Source organism: Synechococcus sp. NOUM97013 (genome assembly GCF_014279815.1).
Classification (GTDB): Bacteria; Cyanobacteriota; Cyanobacteriia; order PCC-6307; family Cyanobiaceae; genus Synechococcus_C.
In genome coordinates this window covers 587070-604234 of sequence record NZ_CP047941.1, presented here as the reverse complement: position 1 = coordinate 604234, position 17165 = coordinate 587070, and the positions used below count along the sequence as shown (strand labels likewise).

15 protein-coding genes are annotated in these 17165 nt (G+C 56.6%); 10 read left to right on the top strand and 5 right to left on the bottom strand.

From position 1 onward, the window contains the following. From SynNOUM97013_RS03135 to SynNOUM97013_RS03120, 4 genes are all read left to right on the top strand, one after another. Positions 1-1704, top strand: coding sequence for a hypothetical protein (locus SynNOUM97013_RS03135; RefSeq protein ID WP_186480733.1), 1704 nt, complete (start codon positions 1-3; stop codon positions 1702-1704). 158 nt (positions 1705-1862) lie between these two features. Then, entirely contained in the window at positions 1863-2435 is a 573-nt protein-coding gene (locus tag SynNOUM97013_RS03130) for a hypothetical protein (protein WP_255442925.1), read from the top strand. Next, the gene (locus tag SynNOUM97013_RS03125; RefSeq protein WP_186481388.1) at positions 2432-3091 is read left to right on the top strand and encodes a Tfp pilus assembly protein FimT/FimU; all 660 of its coding nucleotides are present in this window, start codon (positions 2432-2434) and stop codon (positions 3089-3091) included. Before SynNOUM97013_RS03130 ends, SynNOUM97013_RS03125 begins: the two co-directional genes overlap by 4 nt. A 153-nt stretch (positions 3092-3244) precedes the next feature. Beyond that, the gene (locus SynNOUM97013_RS03120; protein ID WP_186480731.1) at positions 3245-4792 is read left to right on the top strand and encodes a vWA domain-containing protein; all 1548 of its coding nucleotides are present in this window, start codon (positions 3245-3247) and stop codon (positions 4790-4792) included. 5 nt (positions 4793-4797) lie between these two features. On the opposite strand, the gene lepA is transcribed toward SynNOUM97013_RS03120, so the two are convergent. The 3 genes from lepA to SynNOUM97013_RS03105 form a co-directional block, all read right to left on the bottom strand. Next, positions 4798-6612 (bottom strand): translation elongation factor 4, encoded by a 1815-nt coding sequence (lepA, locus tag SynNOUM97013_RS03115; RefSeq protein ID WP_186480730.1) that lies wholly within the window; start codon positions 6610-6612, stop codon positions 4798-4800. A 96-nt stretch (positions 6613-6708) separates the two neighbouring features. Continuing rightward, positions 6709-7041, bottom strand: coding sequence for a Nif11-like leader peptide family natural product precursor (locus SynNOUM97013_RS03110; protein ID WP_186480729.1), 333 nt, complete (start codon positions 7039-7041; stop codon positions 6709-6711). After that, complete coding sequence (locus tag SynNOUM97013_RS03105) at positions 7038-9299, bottom strand: sulfatase-like hydrolase/transferase (RefSeq protein ID WP_186480728.1); 2262 nt, start codon at positions 9297-9299, stop codon at positions 7038-7040. Before SynNOUM97013_RS03105 ends, SynNOUM97013_RS03110 begins: the two co-directional genes overlap by 4 nt. Positions 9300-9449: 150 nt before the next feature. Here SynNOUM97013_RS03105 and SynNOUM97013_RS03100 point away from each other — a divergent pair, with 150 nt between their 5' ends. Together SynNOUM97013_RS03100 and SynNOUM97013_RS03095 are read left to right on the top strand one after the other, a co-directional pair. Next, positions 9450-9785, top strand: a complete 336-nt coding sequence (locus SynNOUM97013_RS03100) for a multidrug efflux SMR transporter (protein WP_186480727.1) — start codon at positions 9450-9452, stop codon at positions 9783-9785. 53 nt (positions 9786-9838) lie between these two features. Further along, positions 9839-10492, top strand: coding sequence for a TVP38/TMEM64 family protein (locus tag SynNOUM97013_RS03095; RefSeq protein ID WP_186480726.1), 654 nt, complete (start codon positions 9839-9841; stop codon positions 10490-10492). On the opposite strand, the gene SynNOUM97013_RS03090 is transcribed toward SynNOUM97013_RS03095, so the two are convergent. After that, on the bottom strand, positions 10481-11962 hold the full coding sequence (locus SynNOUM97013_RS03090; RefSeq protein ID WP_186480725.1) for a malate:quinone oxidoreductase: 1482 nt from the start codon (positions 11960-11962) through the stop codon (positions 10481-10483). The two genes, SynNOUM97013_RS03095 and SynNOUM97013_RS03090, sit on opposite strands and share 12 nt — an antisense overlap. 88 nt (positions 11963-12050) lie before the next feature. On the opposite strand from SynNOUM97013_RS03090, the gene SynNOUM97013_RS03085 reads away from it, so the two are divergent. From SynNOUM97013_RS03085 to SynNOUM97013_RS03075, 3 genes are read left to right on the top strand one after another with little or no spacing between them, the layout of a single operon-like run. Next, a complete protein-coding gene (locus tag SynNOUM97013_RS03085; RefSeq protein ID WP_186469368.1) occupies positions 12051-12296 on the top strand; it encodes a NifU family protein in 246 nt (81 codons plus the stop codon). Beyond that, the gene (locus SynNOUM97013_RS03080) at positions 12293-12631 is read left to right on the top strand and encodes a gamma-glutamylcyclotransferase (protein WP_186481387.1); all 339 of its coding nucleotides are present in this window, start codon (positions 12293-12295) and stop codon (positions 12629-12631) included. The genes SynNOUM97013_RS03085 and SynNOUM97013_RS03080 overlap by 4 nt, the downstream gene beginning before the upstream one ends. A 31-nt stretch (positions 12632-12662) precedes the next feature. Further along, the gene (locus SynNOUM97013_RS03075; RefSeq protein WP_255442923.1) at positions 12663-14645 is read left to right on the top strand and encodes a glycosyltransferase; all 1983 of its coding nucleotides are present in this window, start codon (positions 12663-12665) and stop codon (positions 14643-14645) included. Between the two features lie 28 nt (positions 14646-14673). Here the strand turns inward: SynNOUM97013_RS03075 and SynNOUM97013_RS03070 are convergent, their stop codons facing one another. After that, a complete protein-coding gene (locus SynNOUM97013_RS03070; RefSeq protein ID WP_186480723.1) occupies positions 14674-15360 on the bottom strand; it encodes a DUF4079 domain-containing protein in 687 nt (228 codons plus the stop codon). A 591-nt stretch (positions 15361-15951) separates the two neighbouring features. Here SynNOUM97013_RS03070 and SynNOUM97013_RS03065 point away from each other — a divergent pair. Beyond that, complete coding sequence (locus SynNOUM97013_RS03065; RefSeq protein ID WP_186481386.1) at positions 15952-17148, top strand: aminotransferase class V-fold PLP-dependent enzyme; 1197 nt, start codon at positions 15952-15954, stop codon at positions 17146-17148. The last annotated feature ends 17 nt before the right edge of the window (positions 17149-17165 follow it).

The window sequence follows — 17165 nt, the reverse complement described above, 5'->3', positions numbered from 1 at the left end:
ATGAAAAATGCAATCTTCAGAAAATTATCGGCAGGACCAAGTCAAGTCCCTAAATATGAACAAGGTATCGCACTAGTCCTCAGCTTGATGATGGGCATGGTGTTGATCTCAGGAGTGACAGGCTTGCTGCTTCGGCAACTGATGGCCAGAAAACTCGGTGCTTCCGAGAGTTATCAACAAATGGCAGAAGCCGCCGCACTCAATGGCTTTAATCGCATCTTGGGTGATCTCAACACCAATGAGAGCACATTGTATAAAGGTTATCTCTTCACGCTTGACCATCACAGCGGGGACGAAAGCACTGCAGGCAGTGAGAGGTGGGGTTGGAATGCATCTAATGAGGCCAACTTCCCGCTGAGAGAACTCTGCACTGACCGAAGTCAAATGCCGGAAGCGGTACCTGGAAGTTCGAGCAGCTCTAATCCTCCCTACATCGCCTTAACAGAAAGTTCATCAAGTCAGCGCGATGATGGTCAAGAGAATATTCAATTGCATTATCGACTCAGGGGTTACACAACCACGGCTACAGCAAGCAACAATGGTCTTGGGGAGGGTCGTTTTCAGGTTGAAGGACTCGTGGTCAGAGACGGCGACGATCCCAAAACAGGCTATTTGGCAAGAACGCTGTTACTCCGATCCCTCTATGTGAGCTCAATTGTTGCTGGTGATGGTGACTGGGCAGTTTTAGCAGGTCAAAATCTCTGGCTAGGAGACACTCAAATTCAAACACGCAATGGCGATGATGGTGATGGAAAAATCTTGTTGAATGTCAACTCAGCAGATTATTACCTCACAGGAAATGGATGCATCAATTTGCTCGATGATATTCATGCAACAGACAATACAAATCTTGAAGGAAGAGTGATCCCAATCCTTGAGAAAGGGCTACCAACCGGTAGTTTATGGAATCAAGGTTTGACAAAAGACACAGAAGACGGTTCTGATGAGATCAGAATCTGGAGTTTTGACGACACCGAGACATTTGAACAATGCACTGCCATCGCCTGCAGCCGCGACAGCAACATTGAGGAACTAACTGGACGCAGCGATCTACAAGACAACAATGAAAACGGAGCTACAGTCCGGCTGAGTTCCAACGAACTCTGTGGTGGAACGGGTGAAGACTGCCATATTTTCGTGGAGCACATTAATCTCAGCGACACCCGTCTTCTGATCGAAACGAGCGCAGAAAGGCCTATTGTTCTGCATCTAGAATACCCAAACACGACAACCAAAGAGCCATTAGAAACTGGTATAACAGGTAGCATTAATTTGGCGGATGGGAGCCAACTCTGTGGAGTTGATGCAGGATCCTTCGAATGCAACGAGAAACCAGAGCAACTGGTTATTCTCTCAACAGTACCCAAACCAGCCAGATTGAGCACTTGCGAGATTAGCCCTCAAAATGAACCCTACGTGCTCGCCTTTGAGGGGAATAGCCTTCCCTATGCCACGGTTCATCTGATTCCAGGCGTCGTCAAAACCGGACCAATGGCAACGACCCTGAATGGTCTGATTTGGGCTGATGGAATCTGCACCAATGCAGGCCCTTTCTCATTGATCAGCGAAACCAAAGCAAACAGCAGCGTTGTAAGAGATCTCAATAGCCAATGGGGGTGGGAAGATCAGAATTTTCCTGGCTACGGAAAAATGGTCACCCGCGGCATTCGCGGCACAGGGCTTGACACATTCCGGCGCTGGTAAGCAAACACTCAGATTCAACTCAGGAAAGCAGCCAGAAGACCATCTACATTGAAATTATCTAGACAGACACATGGTTAACAAATCCACGACTCACCATGATGTTCAGAAGACATTCCAAAATTCGAGGCTTCAGAAGAAGACCAAAAGATGGATTCTCGATGGTTGAAGTTCTGATTGCTGGAATTCTGATGGCCTCAGCTCTCGCAGCCGTCGGCAGACTCTCTGTAGCGGCCCTGAGCAGCAGTGCACATCTATCGAAGCGCGCCAAAATCGAAGCAGCTATCAATAACAATATCCAAGCCCTGCAAAAAGAAGACTCATACCTTACACATGCATGGATGGAGGAGAACTCAGGTCAAATACAGACATACATTGAATCCAGTCAATCCACAATAGAAAATAATCAGTGCGGAACTAATAGTGAAAGCATAGCCGACTGCTATGCCGCAAAAAAGGGACTCAGCAATGCAAATAAGCTTTCTGTTATCACATGCGATACAGACATAGGCTGCGCATGCAATGCACCTGACTTAACACTACGGCTGTATCTTGAATCGAAAGTTCCTGAACCAGAACTGGAAGAAATCGAAAGAACCTTTGACTATGACTCAACCCTAGACATCCTAAAAATTATCTACAAATTCACCGCCCCAGAGCAACAAATTGGAAAAGAGCAACGGGAAATCGAGATGACACCAAACTTCGCATCAAATTGCTATCAAACATCATGAGACAACATTCAGCAGGATTCACACTTCTCGAACTCATCGCTGGCGGAGCATTGGTAGCCATGGGCGTATCAGCCGTGATGCCCTCCTTATTTAGGAACATGCGACAAGGGGAGGTTGATCGCTACACCCAACAACTGGAAACAGGATTATTCAGTTTGCGGGCCAAACTTGGCCAACAAAAAACCAGCTGCACCTTGAAATTTGAGGGGGCTGAACTAACAACTTTTAAGTCGCCTAAAGACCTTCTGGAAATGAAAACGCATCCGGAAAGAATTGAATGCTGCAATAGCGACATCAAGGCAGCCAATCAAGCAAAGAACATCGACAGCGGATGCACCAGTGGACCTAATGTTGGCTCGTTATTGGCAGAGAATTTATCCGGAATTGAAAAAGACAGGGTCATTCGTGATCGGTCACTGCGACTAATCGAGCAAGAAGGAACTTCTATTTCCGATGCGGTTGAAGTGGCCGTCAATTTAGAAAATTATGAACTGACTCCACCGGGAACTAGCACCATGTCTGATGACCTCATCTTTTTGATCCGATCCAAAGAAAGCGACCAGAGCAAACTACGCACGCGATGCCTTCAGATTTCAGGAACAGGAACAATTTTCAGCGCTAGCTGGAATGACACACAATCAAGATGCGAAAAATGAAATATCTCAGACAATACTCATCTGGTCATCATTCAAGATGACGAATACTTTCTCTCAATTGAGGCACACTGAAAAAAGAGCCATAAACTCATGATGTTGCTCAAAAAAAGATTCTCCAAAACTCATAGGCTACCGCGCAACGGGTTTGCGGGAATGAGTGAGTTGGTCATCGCTGGTGGTGTCGGAACACTCTTGATCATGGCTTCGGGCTTAGCCCTTCAATCGACCGGGACACTGATTCATCAATCCGAAGAGAAGACAACACTACGCCAAAATTCAATCAACGGGTTGCGATTACTACGATCAGAAGTTGAACGAAGCATGCATCTTGTTCTTAATCGAACAGAAGCATTTACTGACGAGCAAAGCCATATCAATTTGAACGACAACCGCTATTCATCCCTAGTTTCCGACTGCAAAGAGCTTGTGGGTGAGCGACCATTTCAGCCACTCTTCGGCGTAAAAATGGTGGAACTTAATCAACCTGTTCTGTATGGCATGAGTACAAGATCTGGTGGATTTACCATCGAGCGTTGTGGGGCTCCACTCACACCAGATGGGAAATACAATGAAACAGCAAATCTGTTCCTTTCCCGCGTTATCGATCATATTGGAGCCATTCCTTGCCGTAAAGAAGATGAGCTCAAAGAAGGCGAAAGCCTTGCTTCAGTATGCGAGGAAGATGGCCCTGATAAATCGCAGATCTTAAACAGCAGTGATTTTACCTTCACTCAAGGAAAGACTCCGAGCCGCACGGAACGTCAGCCAGCACTCCGAATCGAAACCGACAGCAACTTTAAACTAGTGAAGTTTATTGACCCTACCGCATCAGAGGAAGGTACTGAAGAGGACAACATCACCGAAAGCTTTATCAACAAGCTTGGCGTTGGCGACAAAGAAGTCACCTACCAACCGCTTTATTTCACCGCCTTTGCACGCGCTGACAAACGTGTAGAAAATTTTGGAGAAGAAGGAGTGGGTGGCCCTTTGAATGGAGCGTTTTTCCAAAACATTACCAGCAGTAATGTGCGCTTTGTCATCGATGGATCAGGATCGATGAGTGCCTGCGTGATGTGGGGAGATGGGTACGGCTCTTGGCGCACTTTTTACGATCCCAACCTTGGTCGTTACCGCGACACGCGCCAAATCTGTGCCCTCACGCGAATGGAAGCGCTGATCAGCGAGATGACTATGATCCTCGAGCAGCTACCCAACAACACCAAAGTAGGGCTTACATCCTTCAGCTCCAAAGGGTACGGCAATAACAAAGAATGGGATGCTTCTAAGGATGGATTAGTAAGACTTGGTGATGAAAACAAGCGCGATTCGGCCATCCAATTTGTCAACACGTTAGATAACGAAAAAGTTACAAGATGGGGTGGAACTGATCCATGGAATGCCATCCAAAAGGCATTCGACGACACTGAAACCGACACGCTTTATCTCATGTCAGATGGCCAGCCCAACCGAGACCGTAATGGAGGCAGTTGGTCGAGTAGGGACCACCAATCAACAGCTAATTTCTACGCCAATGAAAATGATGATCGAAAATATGATGGAAAAGATCGAGCACTCATTGTGAATACAACTTCTCTAGGGCTGCAATCACCATGGCTGGAGAAATTATCTGAATTGACACAGGGTTACTACAACCAGATCGACAAAAATTCCCTTGAGGAGAGTCAAGGTAGCAAAAGCTAGTTCAATTAAGGGCTCTGATTCAGCTTCAACACCGCCATGAAGGCCTCCTGCGGCACATCCACCTTGCCCATGGCCTTCATCCGCTTCTTGCCTTTGGCCTGTTTCTTCAGCAGTTTCTTCTTGCGGGAAATGTCGCCGCCGTAGCACTTGGCCAACACGTCTTTGCGCATAGCACTGATGCTGGTGGAGGCAATGATGCGGCTGCCGATGGAAGCTTGCAGGGGAATCTTGAACTGCTGGCGTGGAATCAGCTCCTTGAGCTTCTCCACCAGGCCCTTGCCCACGTTGTAAGCCTTGTCGCGATGCACGATCGTGGTGAGAGGATCCGCCCGCTCGCCGTTGATCAACACATCCAACCGCACCAGTTCATTCTTGCGGTAGCCGATCAGGTGGTATTCCATCGAGGCATAGCCCTGGGTGCGCGTCTTCATCTGATCGAAGAAGTCGGTCACCACTTCCGCCAGCGGTAATTCGTAGATCAACGTCACCCGATCGGTGGTGATGTATTTCATGTCGACGTACTCACCGCGCCGCTCCTGGCAGAGCCCCATCAGCGCGCCGTTGTAGTCGTTCGGCGCATAGATCTCCATGCGCACGTAGGGCTCTTCGATCGATTCACGCTGCTGCGGATCTGGAAGCGTGGCCGGGTTGTCGATCATCACCTCCGAACCATCGACCATGTTCACCTTGTAGATCACCGACGGCGCGGTGACGATCAGATCCAAGTCGTATTCGCGCTCGAGACGCTCCTGCACGATCTCCATGTGCAGCAGGCCGAGGAAGCCGCAGCGGAAACCGAAGCCCATGGCACTGCTGGTTTCGGGCTCGAACTGCAAGGCCGCATCCGACAGCTGCAGCTTGTCGAGTGCTTCGCGCAGATCCGGGTACTGATCGGCCTCTGTGGGGAACAGGCCGCAGAACACCATCGGCTTGGCCTCGGTGTAACCGGGCAAGGGCTCATCGGCCGGAGCATTCACCAAGGTGATCGTGTCGCCCACTCGCGCATCAGCCACCGCCTTGATCGACGCCGCCAGGTAACCCACCTCACCAGCGTGCAGCTCATCCACCTTCCGCTGATCGGGCGCCATGATCCCGATCTCATCGAGTTCATAGGTTTTCTTGCTCGCCATCAACAGCACCTTGTCTTTGCAGTTGATGCTTCCGCTCATCACGCGGAAATACACAATCACGCCCCGATAGGGGTCGTAATAGGAATCGAAGATCAACGCCTTGGTGGGCTCCTCCACCGTGTCGGCCGGCGGGGGAACCTTGTCGACCACGGCCTGCAGGATCTCGGGCACACCCAGGCCGGTCTTGGCCGAACAGGGAATGGCATTGCTGCAATCCAGGCCGATGATCGCCTCGATCTCCTCTTTGATTCGGTCAGGGTCCGCCCCCGGCAGATCGATCTTGTTGAGCACCGGAATGATCTCTAGATCGTTCTCTAGGGCCAGATACACGTTGGCCAGGGTCTGCGCTTCCACACCCTGACTGGCATCAACCACCAGCAACGCGCCTTCACAGGCCTGGAGGCTGCGGCTCACCTCATAGGAAAAGTCGACGTGGCCAGGGGTGTCGATCAGATTGAGGGTGTAGGTCTCCCCATCGGCGGCGGTGTAGTTCATTCGCGCCGCCTGGAGCTTGATCGTGATGCCCCGCTCCCGCTCCAGATCCATGTTGTCCAGGAACTGGTCCTGCATGTCGCGGTTGGCCACCGTGCCGGTGTCTTGCAGGAGCCGGTCCGCCAGCGTCGACTTGCCGTGGTCGATGTGGGCGATGATGCAGAAATTACGGATCCGTGAGACGGGAGCGTCGGTCATGCGATTGGCGGAATCCCGGCTCGGGCTGATCAGTTCGTTGAACCAATCCTAGGGAGCCACCAGCGGCATCCATGAAGCGCCCAGACGCGGCCCTGACTAGCCGCGGTAGTAGTTGATTGGAGGCTCAGGCCGCCCACCACGTTCAATCTGCAGCTGCAAGCGGGCCAGGTATCGGCTTGCCACCACAGCGTTCTCCATCTCAAACGAAGAAAAACGCTCTAGTTGGCGGCACTGACAGGCGACCACATCTGCACGGTCAAAGCCAAAACCCAGGTCGGCGGCCAGAGCGATGACCGCATCCAAGTCGATGTCCAAGGGCAGGTGGCTGTCACCCCAGAGCTCCACGCGGTGTTCAGCAAGCCGCTGCTGAAGCTGATCATCCGTTCGTACGCGCTCCAGAAAAGCCACAAGCTGGTCTTGACCGCTCATCCAAGCCCCCCCAGAGGCAAGAATCCACCGATCCACTCCACCGCCAGATCAGAGAGCTGCAGGTCTTCCGAAAGCCCGCGCAGATACTGATACGACGGTCCATTAGTGCCGATGATGTTGGGAACCAAGCGATCCCCAACACTCACCACGAGCTCACCGTCTTCGTTGATGGTGCGCTCAAGCGACACGAGGTTGTAGCTCTGGCCGGCGCGTGTGTTGAAGGCCACCTCAAGCGCTTGTGTGCCATCGGATTCGGGCAAGAAGCGCACGATGCGATCTCCATCGTCGTAGGCCGACGCGTCCCCAAAGGAGCCGCCGCGGTAGCGAGTGATGGAGGGCGCTTGGGAAGGAAAGGGCAAAAGGGGTTGCAAGCGCGTGTCGATCTGCTCATCGAGCAACTGCGACATCTGGGTATAAGCCAATCGCTGTGCATCGGTGGCCAGTGGCTGCTCGCCATTCAGCACGCGCAAGGCCTCGGCCTTGGGGTCGAGGTTGCGCAATTCCAGTGGCGCGGCCTTAAAGGGGTTCAACACCCCAGTCAATGGATCCACCTCGGGGTAATAGTCCCCACCATCCGGACGCAGGTCATACAACTCCCCCTGCCAATTGGCGGGCTCGTAGGCATCATCACCTGAGAAATAGCGCACATATTTGAAATCCTTGGTGCGCACCGCTTGCAAACGATTGGGACCTGGCAGCAAACCGTGATCCCAGGCCCCCTCGGGAACAGAATTGCGAGGATTCTGGCCTGCATAAATGTCGTCGTAGGTGTAAAGCACGGACGACTGCACTTCGAGATCATCGATCGGAAGCGATGAAAACCGTGATGCCCGGCTCAGAATTGATGAGTAGTCGACACCGCTGAAGTTGTAGCTCTGCAGTTGTTCATCACTGGAGCCATACAGACCAGCCACGGTGGGCAGAAAATCCACCAATGACACCAGTGCATCACTGGTCTGTCCGCCTTTGAAATAGCGCGGGTTCGACCAAATCATTGGGACCCGGATCGATTCCTCATAGGCGTTGAACATCTTCTGCACCATGCCGCCATGCGACATGCCCATCTCGCCGTGATCACTGGTGCTCACGAGCATGGTGTCGCCCAGAACCTTTTGCTCACGCAGCGTGTCAATCACCTCACCCATCTGGCCATCGGCAATGGCCATCAGATTTCCATAGAAGTTGAGGTAATTCAGCTTCTTTTGATCGGTCGGCAAAGGCTGGGTGCCGGCCTGACCCAACAACCACTCACGCTGAATCTGAGGTTTGTAATTCCCCGCAAGGTTGATGCCATTCTTGGCCAACACCGGAGTGCTGATTGGTTCAGTCACCGTCGGGGGCAGGATGTCAATGCTCCCCTCGATCATCTCCGCGCTGTAGCCGAAATCCGTCTCCGGATCCTCATCACTCCAGGTGAGGGGATAGGAGAGAACATCGTGAGGGTTGACCAGGGACACAACCATGGCGAAAGGCCGATCGTTCGCAGACGCAACGCGCTGCTCCAGCCAGCTGGTGGCTTCCTCAATAAAGCGAGAGTCGTTGTCGGCATAGCCGCCGCCTGCATTCTCAGGCTTCATGTCTTGCCCAGCATCCGGACCTTGCCAGGCCTGGAAGTCGTAAGGCTGCATGTCTTGATAGACGACCTCACCGTCTTCAAGGGTGATGGTCTTGCTCAGGTGGGTCTTGCCGAAAAACGACACGTCATACCCCTGATCCATCAAGACGGTGCCCAAGGTGGGCAGGTCAGGGTTCAGCTGCACCTGTGAATCGAGCACTGGATTCTCGATATCACTCAACAGCAGGCCAAGTTCGTGCTGAGCGGGAAACTTGCCTGTGAAGAAGGTTGCCCGCGCCGAAGAACACATCGCCGTGTTGGTGAATGAGTTCTCAAACGACAGTCCGTTATCGAGCAACCACTGCCGGGTCGGGAGGTTTTCGCGTGCCCAATCACGCGGCAACCAGAGGTCTTCCGGTTTGACTTGATCCCTAATGAACACCACCAGATTGGGTGGTCGTGCAGTGGACGATTGCGCATCGTCAATGGTCTGGCGAATCTCAGCAATATCTGCGGACGTCTTCGGCTCCCCGCGACCGATCTGAGCACTCACATTTAGAACGTCGCGCGTCAGCATCAACTCATGGTCACTGAGCTGATCAGGGTTGAACCCCATCAATTCAGCCACGCGCCGTTCCGTCGCTGTGGGTAGAAGTCTCAGTGGATCGCTTGCATCAAACGACCGCGCAGCAGCGGAGCCCATCACGGTCAATCATCTACAAAAAACCTAGACATCTCAGAACAACTGTCAATCACGAACTCTCGCTCCTGGTCACCGAACGAAAAGAGTGTTGGATTCAGCGGAGCGCAACAACTGCTCACTTTGAATAGAGCCTGATTTCGATCAAGCGCCATGCCATCCCCCTGGCTGCTGCTTCTGCTGGCGATCAGCGCCGAAGTGGTGGGCACCTCCTGCCTGAAGCTGTCGGAGGGATTCAGCCGTCCGGGCCCAACCATCGTGGTGCTGGCGGCCTATGGCATCTCCATGACCTTGATGTCGCGGGTGGTGCAAGTGCTGCCGATTGGGCTCACCTATGCCCTCTGGAGTGGCATCGGCATCGTGGCCATTGTGTTGATCGGGATGCTGGCCTACGACCAGATGCCAAGCCCAGCACAACTGATGGGCATGGGACTGATCACCGCTGGAGTGGTGATCGTGAATCTGTCGGGTTCGATGAAGAACGGCTGAATCAGGCCCCCGTTCCATGGGAGCCTCAGCAACAGTTTTGACGTAACACCCCCATGCAGCGTTGGCGTCGTCTGCTGCTGATCACGGCCGTGGTGGCCGCACTCGCCGTGTTACTTCACCTCATTCATGTGCATGGGCTGGAACCCATCCGCGCCCAGGTGGAGCAGCTGGGGGTGTGGGCACCGCTGGGGATCGTGGTGCTGCGCGGCATCAGCATCCTGCTGCCCGCCCTGCCAAGCACGGCCTACTCGCTGCTGGCCGGAGCGTTGCTGGGCTTCCAGTCAGGCTTCATCACGATAGTGGTCTGCGACCTGATCTTCTGCCAGTCGGCATTCCTGCTCGCACAGGTGTATGGCCGAGGACCGGTGCGGCGCCTCGTGGGCGAGAAAGCGATGGTGAGGATCGAAAACTTCGGACGCAACCAGCTGGAGGGCAATCCCTTCCTGCTGACGGGAATGCTGATGACCGGGTTCTTCGATTTCGTGAGCTACGCCGCTGGCCTCAGCGGGACCCGCTGGCGAGGCTTTGCCGTGCCGCTCCTGTTGAGCGTGCTGTTGAGCACGGCCCCGATCGTTGCCCTGGGCGCCGGCATCTTCCAGGACGGCCAGAAACTGCTGATCGGAGGGGTGCTTGGGGTGTTCGCCCTAGCCCTGGTGGCGGGCCTGGTGAAGCGCCGCACCCGCAACAACGCCGAATCAGACGCTTAGCCCGAGCAGCGCATCGCTGCGCTGACGCGTCTTGACCAACAGCTCTGCGTCAGCGTTGAGGTCTCGTCCATAACTAGGGATCAGAGCCTGGAGGCGCTGCTGCCAATCATCGCTGGCCAGTCCTGAGGAAAAACAGCGTTCCAAGACCTCCAGCATGATCCGCACCGAGGTGCTCGCCCCAGGCGAAGCCCCCAGCAACGCCGCCAACGATCCATCGGCAGCCGTCACCACTTCGGTGCCCATCTGCAGCTTGCCGCCGTCTTGGGTGCGCTTGATGATCTGCACCCGCTGACCGGCCACGGACAGGCTCCAATCCTCATCGCGCGCTTCCGGCAGGAAGGCACGCAGGGCCTCCATGCGGTCCGTCTCGCTCTGGCGCAATTGGTTGATCAAATACTTCACCAGCGGCAGGTTGTTGACCCCCACCTGCAACATCGGCAGCAGGTTGGTGGGACGCACCGAAAGAGGCAGATCCAGCAGCGAACCAGTCTTCAGGAACTTGCTGCTGAATCCCGCATAGGGCCCGAACAGCAGCGAGCGCTGACCATCAATCCAGCGGGTGTCGAGATGAGGCACCGACATCGGCGGGGCACCGACCTTCGCCTTGCCATAAACCTTGGCGTGGTGCCGTTCCACCAACGCCGATTTGCCACACACCAACCACTGACCACTCACCGGGAAACCGGCATAGTCAGCCGCCTCCGGAATGCCACTGCTCTGCAGTAGCGGCAAGGCCCCACCGCCTGCACCAAGAAACACAAAGGGGGCTTGAACGGAGCGGCGACCGGTGGGGCCCTTGAGCTCTAACTGCCAATCGCCGGAGGTCATCGCTGGAGTGCGCAACCGACTCAGCCCCTGCACGCTGGTGCCGAAACACACCTCCAGCGCACCGGCGGTCTGCAGGGGCTGCAGCAACGCTCGGGTGAGCGAACCGAAATCCAGATCAACCCCCCGTTCAATCCGCGTTGCTGCCACGGGCTGATCGCGCCGGCGCCCCTCCATCACCAGAGGCATCCAATCGGCAATTTCGGCGGCATCCACGCTCCACTGCATGGCCGAAAACGCAGGGAGCTGACTGAGTTGTCGATGCCGCTGCTGCAGGAACGCCACATCGTCCTGCCCCCACACCAGGCTCAGATGCGGCACCTGGTGGAGAAAGCTGGCTGGGTCCAGCTGTCCCTTTTCGGCCAAAGAAGCCCAGAACTCCAAGCTGCGCTCAAAAGCCGCATTGATGGAGAGCGCCTTGGCGGTGGCCACCGTTCCGTCGGGCTGTTGCGGCGTGTAGTTGAGTTCGCAGTTGGCCGCATGGCCGGTGCCGGCATTGTTCACGGCCGCACTGCTTTCCAAGGCAGGCCCCTCAAGCCGCTCCACCAGCAGCAGGCGCAGCCCTGGGTCGAGTGCATGCAGCAACGACGCCAGGGTGGAACTCATGATTCCCGCGCCCACGAGCACAGCGTCGTAACGGTCCATGGCAGCGACGGGTCCTAAGCCCTAAGGCTATGAATCCGCCCGGACGCACGGCTGCCTACGCTGGATTACATCGAGATTGAAGTCAGCCATGAGCACCGAAACGATGCCTCTCACCAGCGAGAATGTGGAGAAGGTGCTCGATGAGCTGCGCCCCTTCCTGATGGCTGATGGCGGCAATGTGGAAGTGGTGGAGATCGACGGACCGGTGGTGAAGGTGCGCCTGCAGGGTGCCTGCGGCAGCTGCCCCAGCAGCACGATGACGCTGAAGATGGGCATCGAGCGCAAGATGCGCGAAGCGATTCCTGAAGTGAGCGAAGTGGTGCAAGTGCTCTGAAGCGCCTCTTCGTCTACGGATCACTCAAAAGCAACGGCAGTGCCCATCACTTGCTGAAGGGCAGCAAACGCGATCGAGACGGCATCGTTGATGGCTTCGTCGAAATCGAACACCGTAGTTATCCGATGCTGCAGAGGGGGGACGGGTCTATTGAAGGAGAGGTGTACTGGGTGCCCGACCTTGGTTGGCCAGCCTTGGATGATTGGGAAGAGGTGCCTGAGGTGTACCAACGCACCAGCGTGACCCTCAGAGATGGGCGCAGCGTTCGTATCTACGAAGCGGCTCAAGGGAATCTCCAGCAGACCCCCCCTCAGTCGTTCCAGCACCCCTCTTAGCGTTGCTGAAGAACTAACGCCTGGCCGTGGAGTGAGCCTGCTGCTGCTGCTCTGGCCGTTGGCGCTTATCCAGCGGCCGGAAACGGAGTCTCCGCTGTGGGCCCGACGCAGCCTGATCCTGTTGATCAGCGTCCTGACCCTGCGTTATCTGTCTTGGCGCTGCACCGCCAGCCTCAATCTCGAAAGCTCGGTTTCCACCGGCCTCAGCGGCCTGTTGCTGCTGGCGGAGAGCTGGCTACTGATCACCGGTCTGCTGCCGCTATGGCTGGCCTGGCGCCGCTTCCCGGATCGACGTCGGGAAGCCCAGGCACGCCTTCAAGCGTGGCAGGCCTCGCAGTGGAGGCCCCACGTCGACATCCTTGTTCCCACCTACGGCGAGCCGCTGGAGGTGCTCCAACGCTCGCTTCTGGGCTGCACGCAACAGAGCTATGCCCACACCAGCGTCTTGGTTTTGGATGACGCTGGCCGTGAGGAGGTGAAGCGTCTGGCCAAACGACTGGGCTGTCGCTACCAGCATCGCCCCGAACGCCTGCACGCCAAGGCAGGCAACCTCAACGCCGGGCTAAGCGAATGTCATGGCGAGCTGGTGGCGGTGTTCGATGCGGACTTCATCCCCCAGCACCGATTCCTGGAACGCAGCATCGGCTTTCTGCTGGACCCCGATGTGGCCCTGCTGCAGACGCCGCAGTCATTCATCAATGCCGATCCGGTCATGCGCAACCTGCGGATGGAGTCGTGGCTGCTGCCGGATGAGGAGAGCTTCTATCGCTGGATCGAACCGGTACGGGACGGCTGGGGGGCCGTGGTCTGCGCCGGCACAGCCTTCGTGGTGCGACGGCGCGCCCTGGATGAAATCGGCGGCTTCGTCGAGGGTGCCTTATCGGAGGACTACGTCACCGGCATTGCCCTGCGTGCACAGGGCTGGAAGCTGCTGTACCTCCAGCAGAAGCTCAGTGCCGGACTGGCCGCAGAGTCCATGGAGGATTTTGTGCGACAGCGCCAACGCTGGGCCAACGGCACGCTGCAAAGCCTGGGACTACCCCATGGCCCGCTACGGGCTTGTGGCCTCAGCCCCGGCCAGAGATTGGCCTACCTGGAGGGCGTCATCCATTGGCTGAACAACCTGCCGAGGTTGGTGCTGATGCTGATGCCGCTGAGCTACGGGCTGGTCGGCATTGCACCAATCCTGCTGGATCAGCGAGCCATCATCGAGTTGATGCTGCCGCTGTGGGGAACGGTGCTGCTCAGCATCGGCTGGCTGAACCGCAACAGCCGCTCAGCCCTGCTGACCGAACTAACCGGCTGGGTGCTCACCGTTCCGCTGGTGGTGAGCCTGATCTGCCAAGTCCTCGGTTCCTCCGTTGGATTCCAGGTCACCCCCAAGCATCGCCAGCGTTCCCGGGGCGGCTGGTCGTGGTTGTTGGCGCTTCCCCTGATCGTGCTCAGCCTGTTCAACCTGGCGAATCTGCTGGAGCTCGTGCATCAGCTGATGCTGCAGGGCTGGGGCGAACTGGGGGCACTTCAGCTGGGGCTGGTCTGGGCAGGACTGAATTTGTTGGGAACTCTCGTCGCTCTTCGCGCCTGCTGGAACCCTCCCCAGAGCGATCCCTCACCCTGGCTCAGCCTTGATCACGCCGCGAACGTGACCGATGCCGGGGGCCATAGCCATCCCTGTCGGATCACCGCCATCAGTGAAAGCGGTGTGGAGCTGGCCTTCGCCACGAAGGTCCCGCCGATTGTGGCTAGCAGCCAGCTGCAGTGGACAACGATCGTTCCACCTCTGCCGGTCGAGCTGCTCAAGATCCAAGAGCGTCGGGCAGCCCTGGACTGGGGAGAGCTCAACAGACGACAGCAGCACAGCCTGATCCACTGGTTGTTCTGCAGCGATGGGATCTGGCCGGACCGGAGGCCCCGACAAGAAGTGTTGGGGCTGCTGATGCTGCTGAAACGGTTGCTCTTCGGCGGCTCAGATCCTCAAGCGTTCGACCGTTCCCTTGTGCCACGTCGTTCCTGAATGCAGAGCAGCACCTTGGGGGCTCGGCTCAAGGACAACGCTGCTGATCAAAGTCGCAGGCGTACACCGCTGGTTTTTGCCAACTCAAGGGAATCTCCAGCAGATCTCTCGTGCCGGTGATGCCCTGCATCACAAAAAGCAGCGCCGCCAGCACCGAGGCCGTGACATGCAATCGGCGCAGGCGAAGATCCCGCAGGATCTCAGGCCGGGCCCCCAAAGAAAACAGCATCAGACCGGTAACGGCAACGCCAGCCCAGTAGTGGGACTGCCAGAACGCAGGCGAGAGGGGATCATCCGAAAGTCGCCACACCTCCGGTTGGGCTCCGAGCGTGAGCACGCCAATCCAGGTGATCAAGCTGAAGCTGAGGCGCAGGGCTGCCGCCTTGCATCGCCAAAGAGCAAAAAGGCTCACCCCCGTCCCCAGCAGCACGATGAGCAGCTGGATGGCACGACCAGCGCCGCCAGAGAAATCAGCTGGTGGCGCCTTGGTGGCGATGACCACGGTCAAGGCGATCAGCACCAGGAGCACGACACCCCCCGCGAGCCAACGGCCCAGATCACTGTGATCGCGGCCCACCACCGGTGGATGTTTCACCTTGGCGACGCGCCTCTGACGGGTCTGCCAGGCAAGACGCACCACCATCCCGATGAGGGGATAAATCAGAACAACCGCAAGGGCGGGATGAAGAATCCAGAGCCAATCAGTGATGGTCACAAGCGAGTGTTCGCGCCCTTACGCGCTCAAGCATGGCCAGCGGAATGAATCCCACACCATGAGGGCGTGCAAATTTAATTAATCCAGAAAATTAAAATCAATCAAGCAATTTTCGCACTGCACATTGACAGGAAACCAAAAAAATCATTCATTAGATCATTGGCATGCCTAGCGAGGCAAGCCGATGCAGGCAGCGCTCAGGCCAATCAGCGAAGCAGCCAGGCTGAGGTCCCTGAGTGACTATCGGATTCTGGGAACAAAGCCTGGGAAAGGCTTTCACAACATCACTCGGATGGCACCAGAGATCTGCCAGTCACCGATTGCCCTGATCTCTCTGGTGGAAGAGTCAGTGGTTCAAATCGAAGGTGGGCCTTGAAGCCAGCGAAACCGACATCAATCACCATCAATTCCTGACGGCAGCGGAAATCGAATGGCGACGGTGGTCGGGATGGCAGATGGAACGCACAGCTAAAAACAGACCAGAAAAAAGTAGGGCTGAGTCGTTGACCAAGAAGCAAAGACCCTGAAGGCCAATGAAGTCACTGCCAACGTGGTGGCACCCATCCTTTGGCTCACGCCATTGCCGTGTCCATGCGCGACCTCTGCCCTGCCCTGGCCAACAAGACCTACTTCAACTACGGCGGTCAGGGTCCTCTGCCGACACCCTCACTGGAAGCGATCACAACCAGCTGGAAACGCATCCAGGAACTGGGACCGTTCACAGCAGAGATCTGGCCCTACATCAGCAAGGAGGTCAACAGCACGCGCGGCCAGCTCGCTCGAATCTGCGGGGTCCCGCCCCATCGACTGGCCCTCAGCGAAAACGTCACCACCGGCTGCGTGTTGCCGCTCTGGGGACTGCCCCTCAACGAGGGCGATCAGATCCTGATCAGTGACTGTGAGCACCCCGGGGTGGTGAGCGCCTGCCACGAATTCGCCCGGCGCCTGCGACTCACGCTTGCAACTCTGCCGGTGAAACAACTGCGCGCTGGTCGCGACGGGCAGCAGCAGACCGATCAGGCCCTGCTGAGCAGCCTGGAGGAACACCTCAGCCCAAAGACTCGCTTGGTGGTGCTGTCCCATCTGCTCTGGAACACAGGCCAAGTGATGCCGATTCGAGCCGTGGCCGAACGGTTGACGCAACACCCTGCTCACCCCTACCTGCTGGTGGATGCGGCCCAGAGCGTGGGTCAGATTCCCGTCTCTGACGCCGCTTCAGCCGCAGACATCTATGCCTTCACCGGCCACAAATGGGCCTGTGGTCCTGAGGGTCTGGGCGGCCTGGCCCTGTCTGAACGCGTGCTGAGCGAAGCCAACCCCACGATCATCGGCTGGCGCAGCCTTCAAGACGAGAGCCGAGCGATTGCCGGTGACCCCGATCCGTTCCATCACGACAGCCGCCGTTTTGAAGTGGCCACCAGCTGCGTTCCGCTCATGGCCGGGCTGCGCCGTTCCCTGGAGTTGCTCGACCAAGAGGGATCTGCGGAGGAGCGACTGGAACGGATCACATCGGTGAGCGCCTCGCTCTGGAACAAGCTCAATACCCTCCCGGGGGTGACGCCGTTGCTGGATGGACCACCACCGGCCGGTCTGGTGAGCTTTCAGATCGGCCAGGGAGCAACGCAGCGCGATCCCGCCACAGTGGTGCAACGGCTTGGAACGCAACAGCTGTGGATCCGCGATCTGGCGGATCCCTCCTGTCTGCGCGCCTGCACACACATCTGCACCACGGTGGATGAGCTCGAACGTCTCACCCACGCGCTGAACCAAGAAGCCACCGCCTCTTGATTGACAGACTGCTGATT